Source organism: Corallococcus sp. CA049B, from assembly GCF_003611685.1.
GTDB lineage: Bacteria > Myxococcota > Myxococcia > Myxococcales > Myxococcaceae > Corallococcus > Corallococcus coralloides.
In genome coordinates, this window is sequence record NZ_RAWC01000054.1 from 1 (window position 1) to 13,197 (window position 13,197).

The 13,197-nt window shown below is 70.0% G+C and carries 14 protein-coding genes; 7 read left to right on the forward strand and 7 right to left on the reverse strand.

Annotation, left to right across the window (positions count from 1 at the left end):
* Positions 1-160: 160 nt before the first annotated feature.
* On the forward strand, positions 161-769 hold the full coding sequence (locus D7W82_RS14740; protein WP_120618999.1) for a DUF2378 family protein: 609 nt from the start codon (positions 161-163) through the stop codon (positions 767-769).
* Between the two features lie 20 nt (positions 770-789).
* Complete coding sequence (locus D7W82_RS14745; RefSeq protein ID WP_120618965.1) at positions 790-1,191, forward strand: TonB family protein; 402 nt, start codon at positions 790-792, stop codon at positions 1,189-1,191.
* Here D7W82_RS14745 and D7W82_RS14750 read toward each other — a convergent pair.
* Positions 1,178-2,191, reverse strand: a complete 1,014-nt coding sequence (locus D7W82_RS14750) for an NAD(P)-dependent alcohol dehydrogenase (protein ID WP_120618966.1) — start codon at positions 2,189-2,191, stop codon at positions 1,178-1,180. The two genes, D7W82_RS14745 and D7W82_RS14750, sit on opposite strands and share 14 nt — an antisense overlap.
* Before the next feature lie 47 nt (positions 2,192-2,238).
* Here D7W82_RS14750 and D7W82_RS14755 point away from each other — a divergent pair, with 47 nt between their 5' ends.
* Positions 2,239-2,871: a hypothetical protein gene (locus D7W82_RS14755; protein ID WP_120618967.1), complete on the forward strand. Its 633-nt coding sequence runs from the start codon at positions 2,239-2,241 to the stop codon at positions 2,869-2,871.
* Between the two features lie 87 nt (positions 2,872-2,958).
* Complete coding sequence (locus tag D7W82_RS14760; protein ID WP_120618968.1) at positions 2,959-4,437, forward strand: S28 family serine protease; 1,479 nt, start codon at positions 2,959-2,961, stop codon at positions 4,435-4,437.
* A gap of 107 nt (positions 4,438-4,544) precedes the next feature.
* Here the strand turns inward: D7W82_RS14760 and D7W82_RS14765 are convergent, their stop codons facing one another.
* From D7W82_RS14765 to D7W82_RS14785, 5 genes are all read right to left on the reverse strand, one after another.
* Entirely contained in the window at positions 4,545-5,018 is a 474-nt protein-coding gene (locus D7W82_RS14765) for a DoxX family membrane protein (protein ID WP_120618969.1), read from the reverse strand.
* Between the two features lie 82 nt (positions 5,019-5,100).
* Positions 5,101-5,616 (reverse strand): hypothetical protein, encoded by a 516-nt coding sequence (locus tag D7W82_RS14770; protein ID WP_120618970.1) that lies wholly within the window; start codon positions 5,614-5,616, stop codon positions 5,101-5,103.
* Between the two features lie 30 nt (positions 5,617-5,646).
* Entirely contained in the window at positions 5,647-6,165 is a 519-nt protein-coding gene (locus D7W82_RS14775; protein WP_120618971.1) for an RNA polymerase sigma factor, read from the reverse strand.
* Between the two features lie 126 nt (positions 6,166-6,291).
* Entirely contained in the window at positions 6,292-8,028 is a 1,737-nt protein-coding gene (gene poxB, locus D7W82_RS14780) for a ubiquinone-dependent pyruvate dehydrogenase (RefSeq protein ID WP_120618972.1), read from the reverse strand.
* A 123-nt stretch (positions 8,029-8,151) separates the two neighbouring features.
* On the reverse strand, positions 8,152-9,171 hold the full coding sequence (locus D7W82_RS14785) for a zinc-binding alcohol dehydrogenase family protein (protein WP_120618973.1): 1,020 nt from the start codon (positions 9,169-9,171) through the stop codon (positions 8,152-8,154).
* Positions 9,172-9,258: 87 nt separating this feature from the next.
* Between D7W82_RS14785 and D7W82_RS14790 the strand changes: the two genes are divergently transcribed.
* Entirely contained in the window at positions 9,259-9,651 is a 393-nt protein-coding gene (locus D7W82_RS14790; RefSeq protein WP_120562211.1) for a helix-turn-helix domain-containing protein, read from the forward strand.
* A gap of 12 nt (positions 9,652-9,663) precedes the next feature.
* Here D7W82_RS14790 and D7W82_RS14795 read toward each other — a convergent pair whose 3' ends face one another.
* The gene (locus tag D7W82_RS14795; protein ID WP_370451000.1) at positions 9,664-10,320 is read right to left on the reverse strand and encodes a hemolysin III family protein; all 657 of its coding nucleotides are present in this window, start codon (positions 10,318-10,320) and stop codon (positions 9,664-9,666) included.
* 128 nt (positions 10,321-10,448) lie between these two features.
* On the opposite strand from D7W82_RS14795, the gene D7W82_RS14800 reads away from it, so the two are divergent.
* Together D7W82_RS14800 and D7W82_RS14805 are read left to right on the forward strand one after the other, a co-directional pair.
* The gene (locus D7W82_RS14800; RefSeq protein WP_233587574.1) at positions 10,449-11,090 is read left to right on the forward strand and encodes a TetR/AcrR family transcriptional regulator; all 642 of its coding nucleotides are present in this window, start codon (positions 10,449-10,451) and stop codon (positions 11,088-11,090) included.
* Between the two features lie 117 nt (positions 11,091-11,207).
* Entirely contained in the window at positions 11,208-12,998 is a 1,791-nt protein-coding gene (locus D7W82_RS14805; protein ID WP_120618974.1) for a M4 family metallopeptidase, read from the forward strand.
* Positions 12,999-13,197 lie beyond the last annotated feature (199 nt).

Sequence of the window (13,197 nt, forward strand, 5' to 3'; positions counted from 1 at the left end):
CCCTCCCCGCCCCCTTTCGACGCGTCGAGCCACGCCGGCCGACCTGTCGGCGCTTCTGCCGCACTGCGTTTTCGGACACTCCGCGCGGACTTCTTGAGACCTGGGAACCTACCGGGTTGAGGCGGCCCCGCGCACACGGGTAGCGTGGGCGGACATGCCGATGACCCCCGAACGCCTTGTCTTCCAGCAGAGCTTCGAAGGGCTGATTCGCGCCCTGGGTGACCACCTGGACGAGCCGTGCGCGCAGCAGCTGCGCGCGGCCGGCATCGACCCTCGCGGAAAGCTGGCGGTGGCCTATCCGCTGGAGGTGTGGGTGGAGTCGCTGAAGCTGGCGTCGTCCGTGCTCGCGCCCGAGGCCACGCTGGACGACGGCGCGGAGGTGGTGGGCCGGCGCTTCCTGGAGGGCTACGGCGCCACGCTCATCGGCAGCGCGCTCCTGGCGGGCGTGCGGCTCCTGGGGCCGCACCGGATGCTGGAGCGGATGACGCGCAACCTGCGCACCGGCACCAACTACCTGGAGGCGCGGCTGGAGCAGACAGGGCCCACGCGCTACGTGCTCACCTGTCGCCCGGTGGTGATCGCCGGCTTCTACCGGGGCCTCTTCTCCGCCGGCCTGGAGATGAGCGGCGCGCACGGCGCCTCCGTGGTGCTGATGCGCGCCGCGGGCGACGCGGCGGTGTACGACCTGTCCTGGCTGCCGGAGAAGGGCGTCAGCAAGCCCCCCGAAGCGAAGCCCCTGCCCCCCCGAGGCCCCCAGCCGAGGAGCTGAGCGGGCCCTATATTCGGCCCATGCTCCGTTTCCCGAAAACCGCCGTGGTGGTGCTCGCGCTGGCCCTCGCATCCGGGGCCCTGGCCGCGAGCGGCAGTCCGCAGCTGCAGACCTACTTCCAGGGCTCGGTGGACAGCCCCACCTACCAGCAGCAGGCCTTCCAGCGCGTGGCGAAGGCCTGGAAGCAGCCGGGCCCCAAGGGCACGCCGGCCCTGGGCAAGAAGACCATCGTCCAGGCCGTGCTCGACAAGGACGGCAAGCTGGTCTCCACCGCCATCCTCACCGGGTCCGGCGCCAAGGCGTGGGACGCCGCCGCGCTCGCCGCGGTGAAGAAGGCGGCGCCCTTCCCCCCGCTGCCCAAGAGCACCGCCACGGCCACGGTGGAGGCCCACTTCCACTTCGCGTGGGTCAGCTCACCTTGATGACGATCTTCCCGAAGTGCGCGCCCTGCTTCAGGTGCTCGAAGGCGGCGCGCGCCTCCGCGAAGGGGAACACGCGGTCCACCACCGGGTGGATGTCATTGAGCGTGAACGCGCGCGTCAGCGCCTCGAAGGACTGACGGTGCCCCACGAACACGCCCTGCACGCGCAGGTTCTGCATCAGGATGGGGACCAGCGACACGGTGCCCGCCCCGCCGGACAGCACGCCGATGACGGACACGGTGCCGCCCACGCGCAGCGCCTTGAGTGACTTCTCGAACGTCCCCGAGCCGCCCACCTCCACCACGTGGTCCACGCCCACGCCGCCGGTGAGCGTGCGCGCCGCCTTCTCCCAGTCCGGCGTGGTGACGTAGTTGATGCCCTCGTGGGCGCCCAGCTTCAGGGCCCGCGCCAGCTTGTCGTCGCGGCTGGACGTGGCGATGACGTGCGCGCCGAACAGCCGGGCAATCTGCAACGCGAAGATGGACACGCCGCCCGTGCCCTGGACCAGCACCGTGTCTCCGGCCTTGAGCGCGCCATGGGTGACGAGCGCGCTCCACGCCGTCACCGCCGCGCACGGCAGCGTGGCGGCCTCTTCGTCGGACAGGTACGCGGGCGTGGGCACCACGCCGTCCTCGTGCAGCAGCATCGTGTCCGCGAGCGCGCCATCCAGCGGCCCGCCCAGCGTGGTGGCGGTGATGGCCTTCGTCGGCTCACCGGCCTGCCAGCCCTGCGCGAACAGCGTCATCACCCGGTCGCCAGGCTTCACGCGGGTGACGCCCGGCCCCACCGCGTCCACCACGCCCGCGCCGTCCGAGTTGGGCACCAGCGGCAGCTTCTGGCGCGGGTTGTAGCGGCCCTCCACCATCATCAGGTCGCGCGAGTTGAGGCTCGTGGCCTTCACGCGCACGCGCACCTGGAACGGTCCAGGCACGGGATCCGGCCGCTCCGCGCGCACCAGGTTGTCCAGGCCGAAGGCTCCGCGAATCTCGTAGACGTTCATGGCTCAAGAACTTAGAGCCAGGGCCTCTCTCCGAACAGGGTCCCACCATGTCACTGCTCCAGAAGTTGATGGAACACGCCTCGCTCCATGAGCCCTGCGGGACGGCCGGGAAGCGGGCCCAACTCAAGGCCGGACTCCCAGCCTCCGCCGCGACGAAGCAGGTGGATGGAGACCTGACGCTGACGGAGGGAACGGACCTCGTCTTCGAAGAGGGCCGCGTCCACGTGAAGGGCCACCTCCTCCTGGAGGACCAGTCCCGCCTGCTGGTCGCGGGGGACCTGGTGGTGGAGGGCAACATCCTCCACGAAGGGTTCGACTACGCCCTGCTCTTCGCGGGCGGCTCCATCCAGGCGGACAACCTCCTCTTCCACGGCGAGCTCGTCACACTGGGAGGCCTCACCCTGCGCGGCGCGGCCTGGACCTATTACAATGATTACTCCACCTACGCGGACACACTGACGGCTCGCGCGGTGGTGGCCGACGACCGCGCGGACGCCGTGGATCAGGTCCACGCGGACACGCACCTGGAAGGGCACGCCCGGGTCATCGAGGGAGCGCTGGAGCAACTGCTGCACCCCGACGCGTGGGACAGGTACCAGGAGGGCTCCTACGCCGCGCTGGCCAGACATCTGCGCCAGGGTCAGCCTTTGCTGCGCGACCCAGCTCCACGGCGCAAGTAATTGCCGGGAAGCACCTGGGACGTCCTTCTTCCGGAAATACATGAACGGCATGTTCGTTCTGTCTTTCGCCCAAGGAGGGCTTTACCCATGTCACGTTTCTTCGGTCGTCCCGCGGTGCTGGCGTGCGCGCTGGCGCTGGGGCTCCAGGCCTGTGGCGGCAGCGAGCTTCCCCCCGAGTCCATCACCCCGAGCGCGCCAGAGGTCCAGGCGCAATCCCTGACACAGGACGCGGCGCCGGACATCCTGGCGCAATTGCAGGCGGTTCCCGGCCTCACGGTGCTGCTGGAGCGGCCGCCGACCTCCACGGGCGCGCGCATCTTCGTGCTCGCCTATGACCAGCCGGCGGACCACCTGCACCCGAATGGCACGCGCTTCCAGCAGCGGATGACGCTGATCTTCCGGAACGCGGAGGCGCCCATGGTGCTGGCCAGCACGGGCTATGGCATCAGCACGAACCCCGGCCAGACGGAGCCCACCTTCCTCTTGCAGGGCAACCAGTTGCAGGTGGAGCACCGCTTCTTCGGGCCCTCCATTCCGCAGCCCGCGAACTGGAGGCTGCTCAGCATCGAGCAGGCAGCGGCGGACCACCACCGCATCGTCCAGGCGTTCAAGCCGCTCTTCCCGGGCAAGTGGATCAGCACCGGCGGCAGCAAGGGCGGCATGACGTCGCTCTACCACCGGGCGTTCTTCCCGCGGGACGTGGACGCCACCGTGGCCTACGTGGCGCCCAACAGCTACGGCACGCAGGACCCGCGCTACGTGAAGTTCCTGAGCAAGCTGGGCACGCCCGCGTGCCGCGAGAGCATCCGCGGCTTCCAGCGTGAGGTGCTGGAGCGGCGCGCGGAGGTGGAGCCGCTCTTCCAGGCGACGGCCGCGGCGTATTACGGCAGCACCTACGACTTCCTGGGCGTGGACAAGGCGCTGGAGTTCAGCACCCTCGAGCTCCCCTTCGCCTTCTGGCAGTACGGCAACGCGTCGGGGTGTGACGCGATTCCTCCGCGGGGAGGCCCCGCGCAGGGGCTGGTGGACTTCATGGATGAGGTGGTCGGCCTCTCGTACATGAGCGACGGGGACCTGGACTACTACGCGCCCTACGACTTCCAGGCCGCGACCCAGCTGGGCAGCTACGCGTCCGACGAAGCCCACCTGCGCGGCGTCCAGCGCTATCCCCGGGGCTACGACCCGCGGGCGCTCGTGCCCTTCGACATGCGGCCGTACCCCTTCAACCCCTTCGTGATGCCCATCGTGGAGGGCTGGGTGAAGGCGCTCGGCGAGCGCATCCTGCTCGTCTACGGAGAGAACGACCCGTGGTCCACGGGCGCGTTCAGCGTGAGCGCGCGCAATGACTCGTACCGGTTCTTCCAGCCGGGCGGCAACCACGGCTCCCGCATCACGGCCCTGCCGGAGGCGGAGCAGGCCGTGGCGCTGGAGCGGCTGCGGACCTGGGCGGGGCTGCCCGCGGAGAGCGCCCGGTCCATGAGCCTGCGGGCCCACAGCGAGGAGTCCGCGGAGCTGCCCGTCACCACGGGCGTGGTGGACCGCCGCCGCGGCCCGCCGCGCGACTGACCTTCAGGGCCGTTCAGCCGTCACCTCGCGGTCCACGTCCAGGAAGGCGCGGAACGCGGGGGACACCTGGGCGCGGCTGGGGAACGGCGACGTGAAGTACCGCTTCGTCATCGACCTCCAGAGCCTGGGTTGACCTTCATGGCGAGCATCGGGCGGTACGCCGCCCGGTAGGACCAGGCCAGGAAGATTTCCGCCGCCAGGAGCATCACCGCCATGCCCAGGCCTGACGGCGCCAGGAAGGCGTGCGTCAGGAAGATGTTCACGATGACCGGCGCGATGAGCGCCAGCGCCAGCGGGACGAAGCGGTTGGCCAGCAGCAGCAGGCCCACCACCGTCTCCGTGCCCTTCACCAGCGCGAACAGGAAGCCCGTCGCCTTCATCGCGATGCCGAAGGCCACCGCCGGATCCGCCGGGTCCAGGTCCTTGGGCATGGGAATGAACTCCAGGAACCCGTTCAGCCCGAAGACGAAGAACACCAGCCCCATGAACACGCGGGCCGCCGTCGGCAGGAAACGGGCGAATGACTTCTTCTTCGGGGAGGCGTCCACCCCGGGGGTGGTGGAGGAGAGGGTGGCGTCCATGGCGTGCTCCGTTCAGGTGAAATCGCGGGCCTTCTACTCCACGTCGATTCAGGGCCCCACGAATCGACACGTGCCGCGCTTTTCAGCGGTTCGGCAGTCCGCCTACATGGCCGTACGTCCGGGCGCGCAGCCGCAGCACCTGGTACGTGGCGCCGCAGAGGAACAGGCCCAGCAGCGTCGCCAGGGCTGCCTGCACCACCGGGGACTGCGGGCTGTCCGCCAGGGGCTTGTCCGCGGGCAGCCGGGTCAGCGTCTCGTTGATGCCCGGCACCAGCAGCACCATGAAGCTGGCGGAGTACGTGAGGGTCCGCACGTATTCCGTGGCGCGGCCGAACACGCCCAGGCCCGGCGCCGCCGCGCCCACCGCCATGAGCAGCAGCGCCACGAGCCCCAGCGCGTGGCCCGGGTTGAAGCCGCCCGTGCTGGACAGGCCGAACGACGTCACCACCGACGTCACCATGCTGGCGACATACGCCTTGCCGACGCGCGTCCCCGGGTCGATGCGCCCGTCGCGCACGAAGGCCCAGACGCCGAAGACGATGGGAGGCACGCTCACGAGCGTGTGGATGATGCCCAGGAGGGACAGGGGGTTCGCCATGACAGGACTCCAGCTGAGAGGGATGAGGCTTCAGGCCAGCAGGTATTCGCGGATCATCACGCGGGCGCGGTGCAGGCGGCTCTTCACCGCCGCCGGGTCCAGCGACAGGCGCTCGGCCATCTCGCGGATGGAGAGCGCTTCGAAGTCGCGCAGCACGACGACCTCCAGGTACCGCGGCGGCAGCGACTCCAGCGCGGACGCCATGTCCAGCCGCAGCGAGTCCGGCGTGTGCGCGGACATCCACTGGTCCACGAGCGCCTCCTCGTAGGGGTCCTGCTTCAGCACCGTGCGGGCCAGGCGGCGGCACTCGCGCTGGACGATGCGGAACATCCACCCGGAGAACGACTTCAGTTGGCGCACGGCGGACAGCTGGCGGGACATCACCAGCAGGGCCTCCTGGACCGCGTCGTCCACGTCGCTGATGAGGCAGCGCTTCTGCGCGTAGCGCCGGAGATTCGGCTGCTGGAGCTGGAGCAGGTGCACCATCGCGTCGCGGTCACCGGCATGGGCCGCGAGCAACAGCGCGTCGGGAGTCGGAGTCGAGCCCATGGAACCTGCCTCGTGCGGCGGGGAAAATCCCCGTTCGCGGGATAAGAGGTGGCCACGGGGCGAATGGATTCGCGGCCCTGCTGATTTTTCTTGGGCCCTGCCCAACCGCTGGAAATGCCAGGGGTTTCAGCGCCAGAGGTTGGTGCGCGCCAATTCCAGCACCTCGTTGGTGCGGCCGTTGAGCAGGGCCTTGATGCCGAACAGGGTGAAGCCCGCGGCCATGGACGCGGTGATGCGCGGTGGCATCACCAGCTCCGCCTTGCTGACCACGGCGTCCACCAGCACGGGCCCGGGCGTCGAGAGCGCCAGCTGGACGGCTTCATCCACGTGCCCCGGGTCCTCCACGCGCAGGCCCTTGATGCCCACGGCCTCCGCCAGCGCGGCGAAGTTCGGGTTCTGGAGCGCCGTGCCCACGTCGAGCATGCCGCCCACCTGCTGCTCCATGGCCACGAAGCCCAGGGAGCTGTTGTTGAACACCACGACCTTGATGGGCAGCCCCAGCTGCACCAGGCCGATGAAGTCCCCCATCAACATCGTGAAGCCGCCGTCACCGGAGAAGGCGATGACCTGCCGGTCCGGGAAGGCCTTCTGCGCGCCAATGGCCTGCGCGAGGGCGCTCGCCATGGAGCCGTGGTTGAAGGAGCCCACCAGCCGCCGGCCGCCCCGCATGGTCGCGTAGCGCGCGGCCCACACCGTGGGCAGGCCCACGTCACAGGTGAAGATGGCGTCGTCCGCCGCCTGGAGGTCGAACGCGCGGGCCACCTGCGGCGGGTGGATGGGCTTCTTGCCCACCGTGCCCTGCCCCAGCGAGTCCAGCTCCTCGCGCGTCTTGCGGTAGTGCGCGAGCGCGCGCTCCAGGTGCTTCGTGTCGCGCTTCGTTTCGATGCGAGGCAGGAGCGCCTGGACGATGGCGGACACGCTGCCCACCACGCCCAGGTCCACCCGCGTGCGCTTGCCGATGTTCTCCGCGCGCACGTCCACCTGGATGATCCGCGTATCGGCGCTGTCCGGGTAGAACTGCCGGTAGGGGAAGTCCGTGCCCAGCATCAGGAGCACGTCGCAGTCGATCATCGCCCAGTATCCGGACGCGTAGCCGATGAGCCCCGTGAGCCCCACGAAGTGGGGGTTGTCCTTCTCCACGAACTCCTTGCCCCGGAGCGCGGAGACGACGGGCGCCTGGAGGCGCTTCGCCAGCTCCACCACCTGCGCGCCCGCGCCCTCGCAGCCCGCGCCGCACAGCAGCGTCACGCGCCCACCTCGGTTGAGCAGCGCGGCCATCTGCTCCACCTGCGCGGAGGAGGGCATCAACTGGGACGGCGACGCGCGCAGCGACTCCGGCGTGGGGGCGCGAGCGTCCTCCGCCTTCAGCATGGCGATGTCGCCGGGGAGCACCACCACGGCCACGCCGCCCTTGCCCACCGCGCTGCGGACGGCGATCTCCGCGGTGCGCTGCATCTGGTTGGGCCCGGAGACCAGCTCGCAGTAGTGGCTGCACTCCTTGAAGAGCGACTCCGGATGGGTCTCCTGGAAGTAGCCGGTGCCCAGCTCCACGGAGGGGATCTGCGCGGCGATGGCCAGCACCGGCGCCCGGCTGCGGTGGCAGTCGTACAGGCCATTGATGAGGTGCAGGTTGCCGGGGCCGCAGCTCCCCGCGCACACGGCGAGCTGCCCGGTGAGGTGCGCCTCCGCGCCCGCGGCGAAGGCGGCGGCCTCCTCGTTGCGCATGGGCACCCATTCGATGTCACCCCGGCGGCGCAGCGACTCCGTGAGGGCGTTCAGGCTGTCACCCACCACGCCATAGATGCGCTTCACCCCCGCGAGCGCGAGGACCTCCGCGAACTGGTCCGCCACCGTCTTCTTCATGGTCCATCCCTCGCCAGGGCCGGTTCACCCCGGGCGAAGATGTGCACCGTCCCGCTGGCCTGCGACCGGCCGTGCGGCCAGGCCCCAAGCAAGGCTGGCTGCCCGGTGCAGGCGGAGGGGCGCTCAGGGGAAGCCGCTGAGCACGATCTTGCCCAGCGTGCGGCCCGTCTCCACCGCCGCATGCGCGCGCCGGAGGTTCGCGGCGGTGAGCGGCCCGAAGTCCTGGGTCATGGTGGTCCGCAGCGTGCCGCCCTCCACCAGGTCCGCCACCGTGTCGAGCAGCCGCTGCTGGGAGAGCGGATCCGCGTCGTAGAGCGCGCGCGTGAACATCAGCTCCCAGTGGAGCGCCAGGCTCTTGCGCTTCATCGCGTTCACGTCGAGCGGCGTCTGAGGATCGTCGATGATGCCCAGGTGCCCGAAGGGCGCCATCAGCTCCACCAGCTGCGCGAAGTGCTGCTCCGTCGCGGTAAGCGCCATCACGTAGCGCACGCCGCCCGGCACCAGCGCCTTCACCTGCTCGGCCAGGGGCTGGCGGTGGTCCACCACGTGGTGCGCGCCCAGGGACTTGCACCACTCCACCGTCTCCGGCCGCGACGCCGTGGCGATGACCGTGAGGTCCGTCAGCTTGCTGGCGATCTGGATGGCCATGGAGCCCACGCCCCCCGCGCCGCCCACCACGAGAAGCTCATCCTTCCGGGTGCCCGTCTTGTGCCGTGGCACGCCCAGGCGCTCGAACAGCAGCTCCCACGCGGTGATGGAGGTGAGCGGCATCGCGGCCGCCTGGGCGAAGGTCAGCCCCCTCGGCTTGCGGCCGACGATGCGCGCGTCCACCACGTGCAGCTCGGAATTCGTCCCCGGCTTCGCGATGGAGCCCGCGTAGAACACCTCATCGCCGGGGCGGAAGTGTTTCACGTCCCTCCCCACGGCCTCCACCACGCCGGCCGCATCCCAGCCGAGCACGCGCGGCGAGGGCTCCACCTTGTCCTTGGGCGCGCGCACCTTCACGTCCACGGGGTTCACGGACACGGCGCGCACGCGCACCAGCAGGTCTCCAGGACCGGGCGTGGGGTCCGGCAGTTCCACGTCGACGAAGGCTTCGGGATGGTCACTGGGGAGGTACTTCGTGAGGGCGACGGCTCGCATTGGGGGCTCCTTTGCGTGCAACATCGTCCCGAAGGTTGGAACGGACAAGTACGCAGGATTTCCGCCCATACGCACGAAAAGGGAACCATGGCCCGGCACAAGACGTATGACTGCTCCGCCGGTTGTCCGGTGTCCGCGACGCTGGATGTGATTGGCGGCAAGTGGAAGGGGCTCATCCTCTACCACCTGCTCGAAGGCACGCTGCGCTTCGGCGAGCTGCGCAAGCGCATCCCGGACGTCACCCAGCGGATGCTCACGCAGCACCTGCGCGAGCTGGAGGAGAGCGGGCTCGTGCACCGGCAGGTGTACGCGGAGGTGCCTCCGCGCGTCGAATACAGCCTCACCCCGCAGGGCCAGACGCTGCGAGGCGTGATTGCCGCGCTCAAGTCCTGGGGAGAGACCTACCTGGGCCGGAAGGCTCCGAAGCAGGCCCCGGAGCCCGCGGCCTCGAAACGCCGGCTCGCCGTCGCGGGTCGATGAAAGCGCGACGCCCTACCCCGCCGCGCGCACCAGGCGCAGCACCAGCACGAAGTGCAGCCCCGCGCCCACCAGCGTCATGGCGTGGAACACCTCGTGGTAGCCGAAGACGCCGGGCCGGGGGTTGGGCCGCTTGAAGGCATACGCGAGCGCGCCCAGCGTGTACGCCAGCCCCCCGGCGATGATGAGCGCGATGGCGGAAGGCCCCACCGCGCGGAAGACGTCGCCGAAGTACGGCATCATCGTCCACCCCACCCCGATGGCCAGCGCCGCCGTCACCCACTTGGGCGCGCCCACCCAGAACAGCGACTGCAGGATGCCCAGCAACGCCCCCGCGTAGAGCCACGCCATCAGCGGGTTGCCCACCTCCGGAGGCAGCCCCAGCAGGATGACCGGCGTGTACGTCCCCGCGATGAGCAGGAAGATGGCCGCGTGGTCCGCCCGGCGCATCCACGCGCGGGCCTTCGGTGACCAGTTCACCCGGTGGTACGTCGCGCTGATGGTGAACAGCCCCACCAGGCTCAGCGCGTACAGCGCGGATGCCACCGCCGTGCGCTGCGTGGGCGCCATCGCCACCAGCACCACCCCCGCTCCCACCGCGAACGCCGCCGCCCACTGGTGCAACACGCCCCGCAGCTTCGGCTTCTCCATGCCCGGCACCGCCGCGCTCACGCGCGCCCCATTGCGGACTCGACACCCTTCGGAACGAAGCATTTCATGACGGTGGCGACTCCACGCCTTCCCTACGGGATGGTAGGTTTCGGTCCGGTAAGTTACTGACGGGTAGGTTAGAGGTCAACTTGAAGAAGAAACAGCGGCTCACGGGCGCGGAACGCCGGGTCCAGTTGATGGAGATCGGCCGGTCGGTCTTCGCCTCGAAGGGCTACGAGGCGACCTCGATTGAAGAGGTCGCCCAGCGGGCGGGTGTGTCCAAGCCCATCGTCTACGAGCACTTCGGCGCGAAGGAGGGCCTGTACGCGGCCATCGTGGACCGGGAGCTGGAGGACCTGGTGGTGCGCGTGTCCGCGAGCATCGCGCAGGGCACGCCCCGGCAGCGCTTCGAGGACGCGGTGCTGGCGTTCATGGCCTACGTGAAGGAGGAGCCTGCGGGCTTCGCGGTGCTCACGCGGGACTCGCCCACGGCGGCGGCGCGGCGCGGCCTGACGCGCGTCATCGACGACCTGGCCCAGCGCGTGAGCGACGTCTTCCGCAGCGAGTTCGAGCGCGCCGGCTACCCGCCCAAGGTGGCGCCCATCTACGCCAACGCGCTGGTGGGCATGGTGACGCAGGTGGGCCACTGGTGGGCCGCGGAGGGCAAGTCCTTCTCCACGGAGAACGTGGCCCGCCATGTCGCCGCGCTCGGGTGGATGGGTTTGAGACACCTGCCCAAGGACCCGGCGGCACCCGGCGTGAAGCGCGAGGTGAAGCTGCGCAAGGGCTGAAGCCCCCGCAGTGGCCGCTTCGCGGGAACCCGGGTCTCCTGAATTGCCCAGGAAATTTCTTTTCTGGGTGAAAGCACACCCCCTGGAAAGCGCCCCTCGCGCGAACCGGAGTCCCCCATGCGCATCCGTCACTACGCCTCGCTCGCGTCCTTCCTGCTGCTGGGAAGCGCCTGTGGTCCCACCGACACCGCTGAAGACACCTCCCAGACGGAGGCGCAGACCAGCGCGCTGGCCGCGAAGCCCGTGCGCGGCGACGGCCTCCGCCAGCTCCAGGCGCAGCGCCCCGGCTTCCTCAAGGGAGCGGGCGAGCTGACCTCGCGGCGCTTCCACGTGGACGGGCGCGGCCAGGCGCATGAGCGCCTCACGCAGACGTTCCAGGGCGTGCCTGTCTTTGGCGCGGCGGCCATCGTCCACCTGGACGCGAACGGCGCGGTCGCGGGCGTGACGGACAAGCTCGTGCGCGACCTCAAGGTGGACACCACGCCCCGGCTGCGGGCCCAGGAGGCCATCCAGCGCGCCGTGTCCGGGCTGGAGGCCGCGGGCAGTGTGATTTCGGGCGCGCCCCGCGCGGACCTGCAGATCCTCGCCGACAGCAAGGACACCCGCCTGACGTGGCGCGTGCAGTTGGAGACGGTGGACGTGGACGGCCTGCCCTCCATGCCGAACGTCTTCATCGACGCGCGCACCGGTGACTCCGTCTGGAGCTTCGACAACCTCCAGACGAGCCGCAACCGGAAGACCTACACGGCGAAGAACCGCACCACGCTGCCCGGGACGCTGGTGCGCGGCGAGGGCCAGGGCGCCTCTGGCGACGCGGTGCTGGACCAGGCCCACGACAACGCGGGCTTCACGTACGACTTCTACGCCAACGTGTTCGGCCGGGACAGCTACGACGGGCTGGGCACCGCGCTCACCTCCAGCGTCCACTACAGCAAGAACTACGTGAACGCGTTCTGGAACGGGACGCAGATGGTCTACGGCGACGGTGACGGCTCGCAGTCCAGCGCGCTCACGGTGCTGGACGTCGTGGGCCACGAGCTGACCCACGCCGTCACGGACACGTCCTCGGAGCTCATCTACGCCAACGAGTCCGGCGCGCTGAACGAGGCCATGTCGGACGTCTTCGGCGCCGCCATCGAGGCGTACCGGGACGGCGCCGTCAGCGCCAACACCTGGAAGATTGGCGAGGAGTGCTGGACGCCGGCCACCCCGGGCGACGCGCTTCGCTACATGAACGACCCGGCCATCGCGGGGGACTACGACTACTACCCCACGCGCTACACCGGCACGTCGGACAGCGGCGGCGTGCACTGGAACTCCGGCATCGCGAACCTGGCGTTCCACCTGATGGTCAACGGCGGCACGCACCCGCGCGGCAAGACGAGCAACGTGGTGCCCGCGCTCGACGCCAACACCTACGCCAGCATCATGAAGGGCGCGGCCATCTTCTACCGCGCGAACACCGTCTACCTGACGCCGGGCAGCACCTTCGCCGACGCGCGCGGCGCCACCGCGCAGGCGGCCTCGGACCTGTACGGCGCCAGCGCCGTCACGTCCGTCAACGAGGCCTGGAGCGCCGTGGGCGTGGCCGCGCCGCCGGTCTGGACGACCCTCACCACGCTGACCAACGTCTCCGGGGCCCGCAACAGCAACACCAACCTGAGCTACGTGAAGCCCTCCGGCGCCACCGCGATGCGCTTCGCGCTGGCCGGCGGCACGGGTGACGCGGACCTCTACGTGAAGTTCGGCAGCGCGCCCACGACGTCCAGCTACGACTGCCGCTCCGCGGGCGCCAGCAGCGACGAGACCTGCACCATCAACGGCGCGCAGTCGGGTACGTACTACGTGCTCATCCGCGGCTACAGCGCCTTCTCCGGCGCCACCTTCACGGTGAGCTCCGGGCAGTAGTTGTATGCCGGCGCGGCCTCCACGGCCCTGGGGGCCGCGCCGGGCTTTTCATCCGCATCAAGCCTTCGGGGGCCGCGCCTTGAGCGCGGCCTGGATGCCCTCCAGCGCGCCCGGCGCTTCGATGAAGCGAAGGTGCCCGGGAATAATCAGCGCGGCGGGCGTAACCCCATCAGCTTTTCCACTGAAGGGGAGTCCACAC

Excerpts from the sequence above, each read along its gene's own strand:
- D7W82_RS14740 (WP_120618999.1), top strand. The coding sequence starts at position 161 with ATGACCCCCGAACGCCTTGTCTTCCAGCAGAGCTTCGAAGGGCTGATT.
- D7W82_RS14755 (WP_120618967.1), top strand. The coding sequence starts at position 2,239 with ATGTCACTGCTCCAGAAGTTGATGGAACACGCCTCGCTCCATGAGCCC.
- D7W82_RS14765 (WP_120618969.1), bottom strand. The coding sequence starts at position 5,018 with ATGGACGCCACCCTCTCCTCCACCACCCCCGGGGTGGACGCCTCCCCG.
- D7W82_RS14770 (WP_120618970.1), bottom strand. The coding sequence starts at position 5,616 with ATGGCGAACCCCCTGTCCCTCCTGGGCATCATCCACACGCTCGTGAGC.
- D7W82_RS14785 (WP_120618973.1), bottom strand. The coding sequence starts at position 9,171 with ATGCGAGCCGTCGCCCTCACGAAGTACCTCCCCAGTGACCATCCCGAA.
- D7W82_RS14745 (WP_120618965.1), top strand. The coding sequence starts at position 790 with ATGCTCCGTTTCCCGAAAACCGCCGTGGTGGTGCTCGCGCTGGCCCTC.
- D7W82_RS14750 (WP_120618966.1), bottom strand. The coding sequence starts at position 2,191 with ATGAACGTCTACGAGATTCGCGGAGCCTTCGGCCTGGACAACCTGGTG.
- poxB (WP_120618972.1), bottom strand. The coding sequence starts at position 8,028 with ATGAAGAAGACGGTGGCGGACCAGTTCGCGGAGGTCCTCGCGCTCGCG.
- D7W82_RS14760 (WP_120618968.1), top strand. The coding sequence starts at position 2,959 with ATGTCACGTTTCTTCGGTCGTCCCGCGGTGCTGGCGTGCGCGCTGGCG.
- D7W82_RS14805 (WP_120618974.1), top strand. The coding sequence starts at position 11,208 with ATGCGCATCCGTCACTACGCCTCGCTCGCGTCCTTCCTGCTGCTGGGA.
- D7W82_RS14790 (WP_120562211.1), top strand. The coding sequence starts at position 9,259 with ATGGCCCGGCACAAGACGTATGACTGCTCCGCCGGTTGTCCGGTGTCC.
- D7W82_RS14775 (WP_120618971.1), bottom strand. The coding sequence starts at position 6,165 with ATGGGCTCGACTCCGACTCCCGACGCGCTGTTGCTCGCGGCCCATGCC.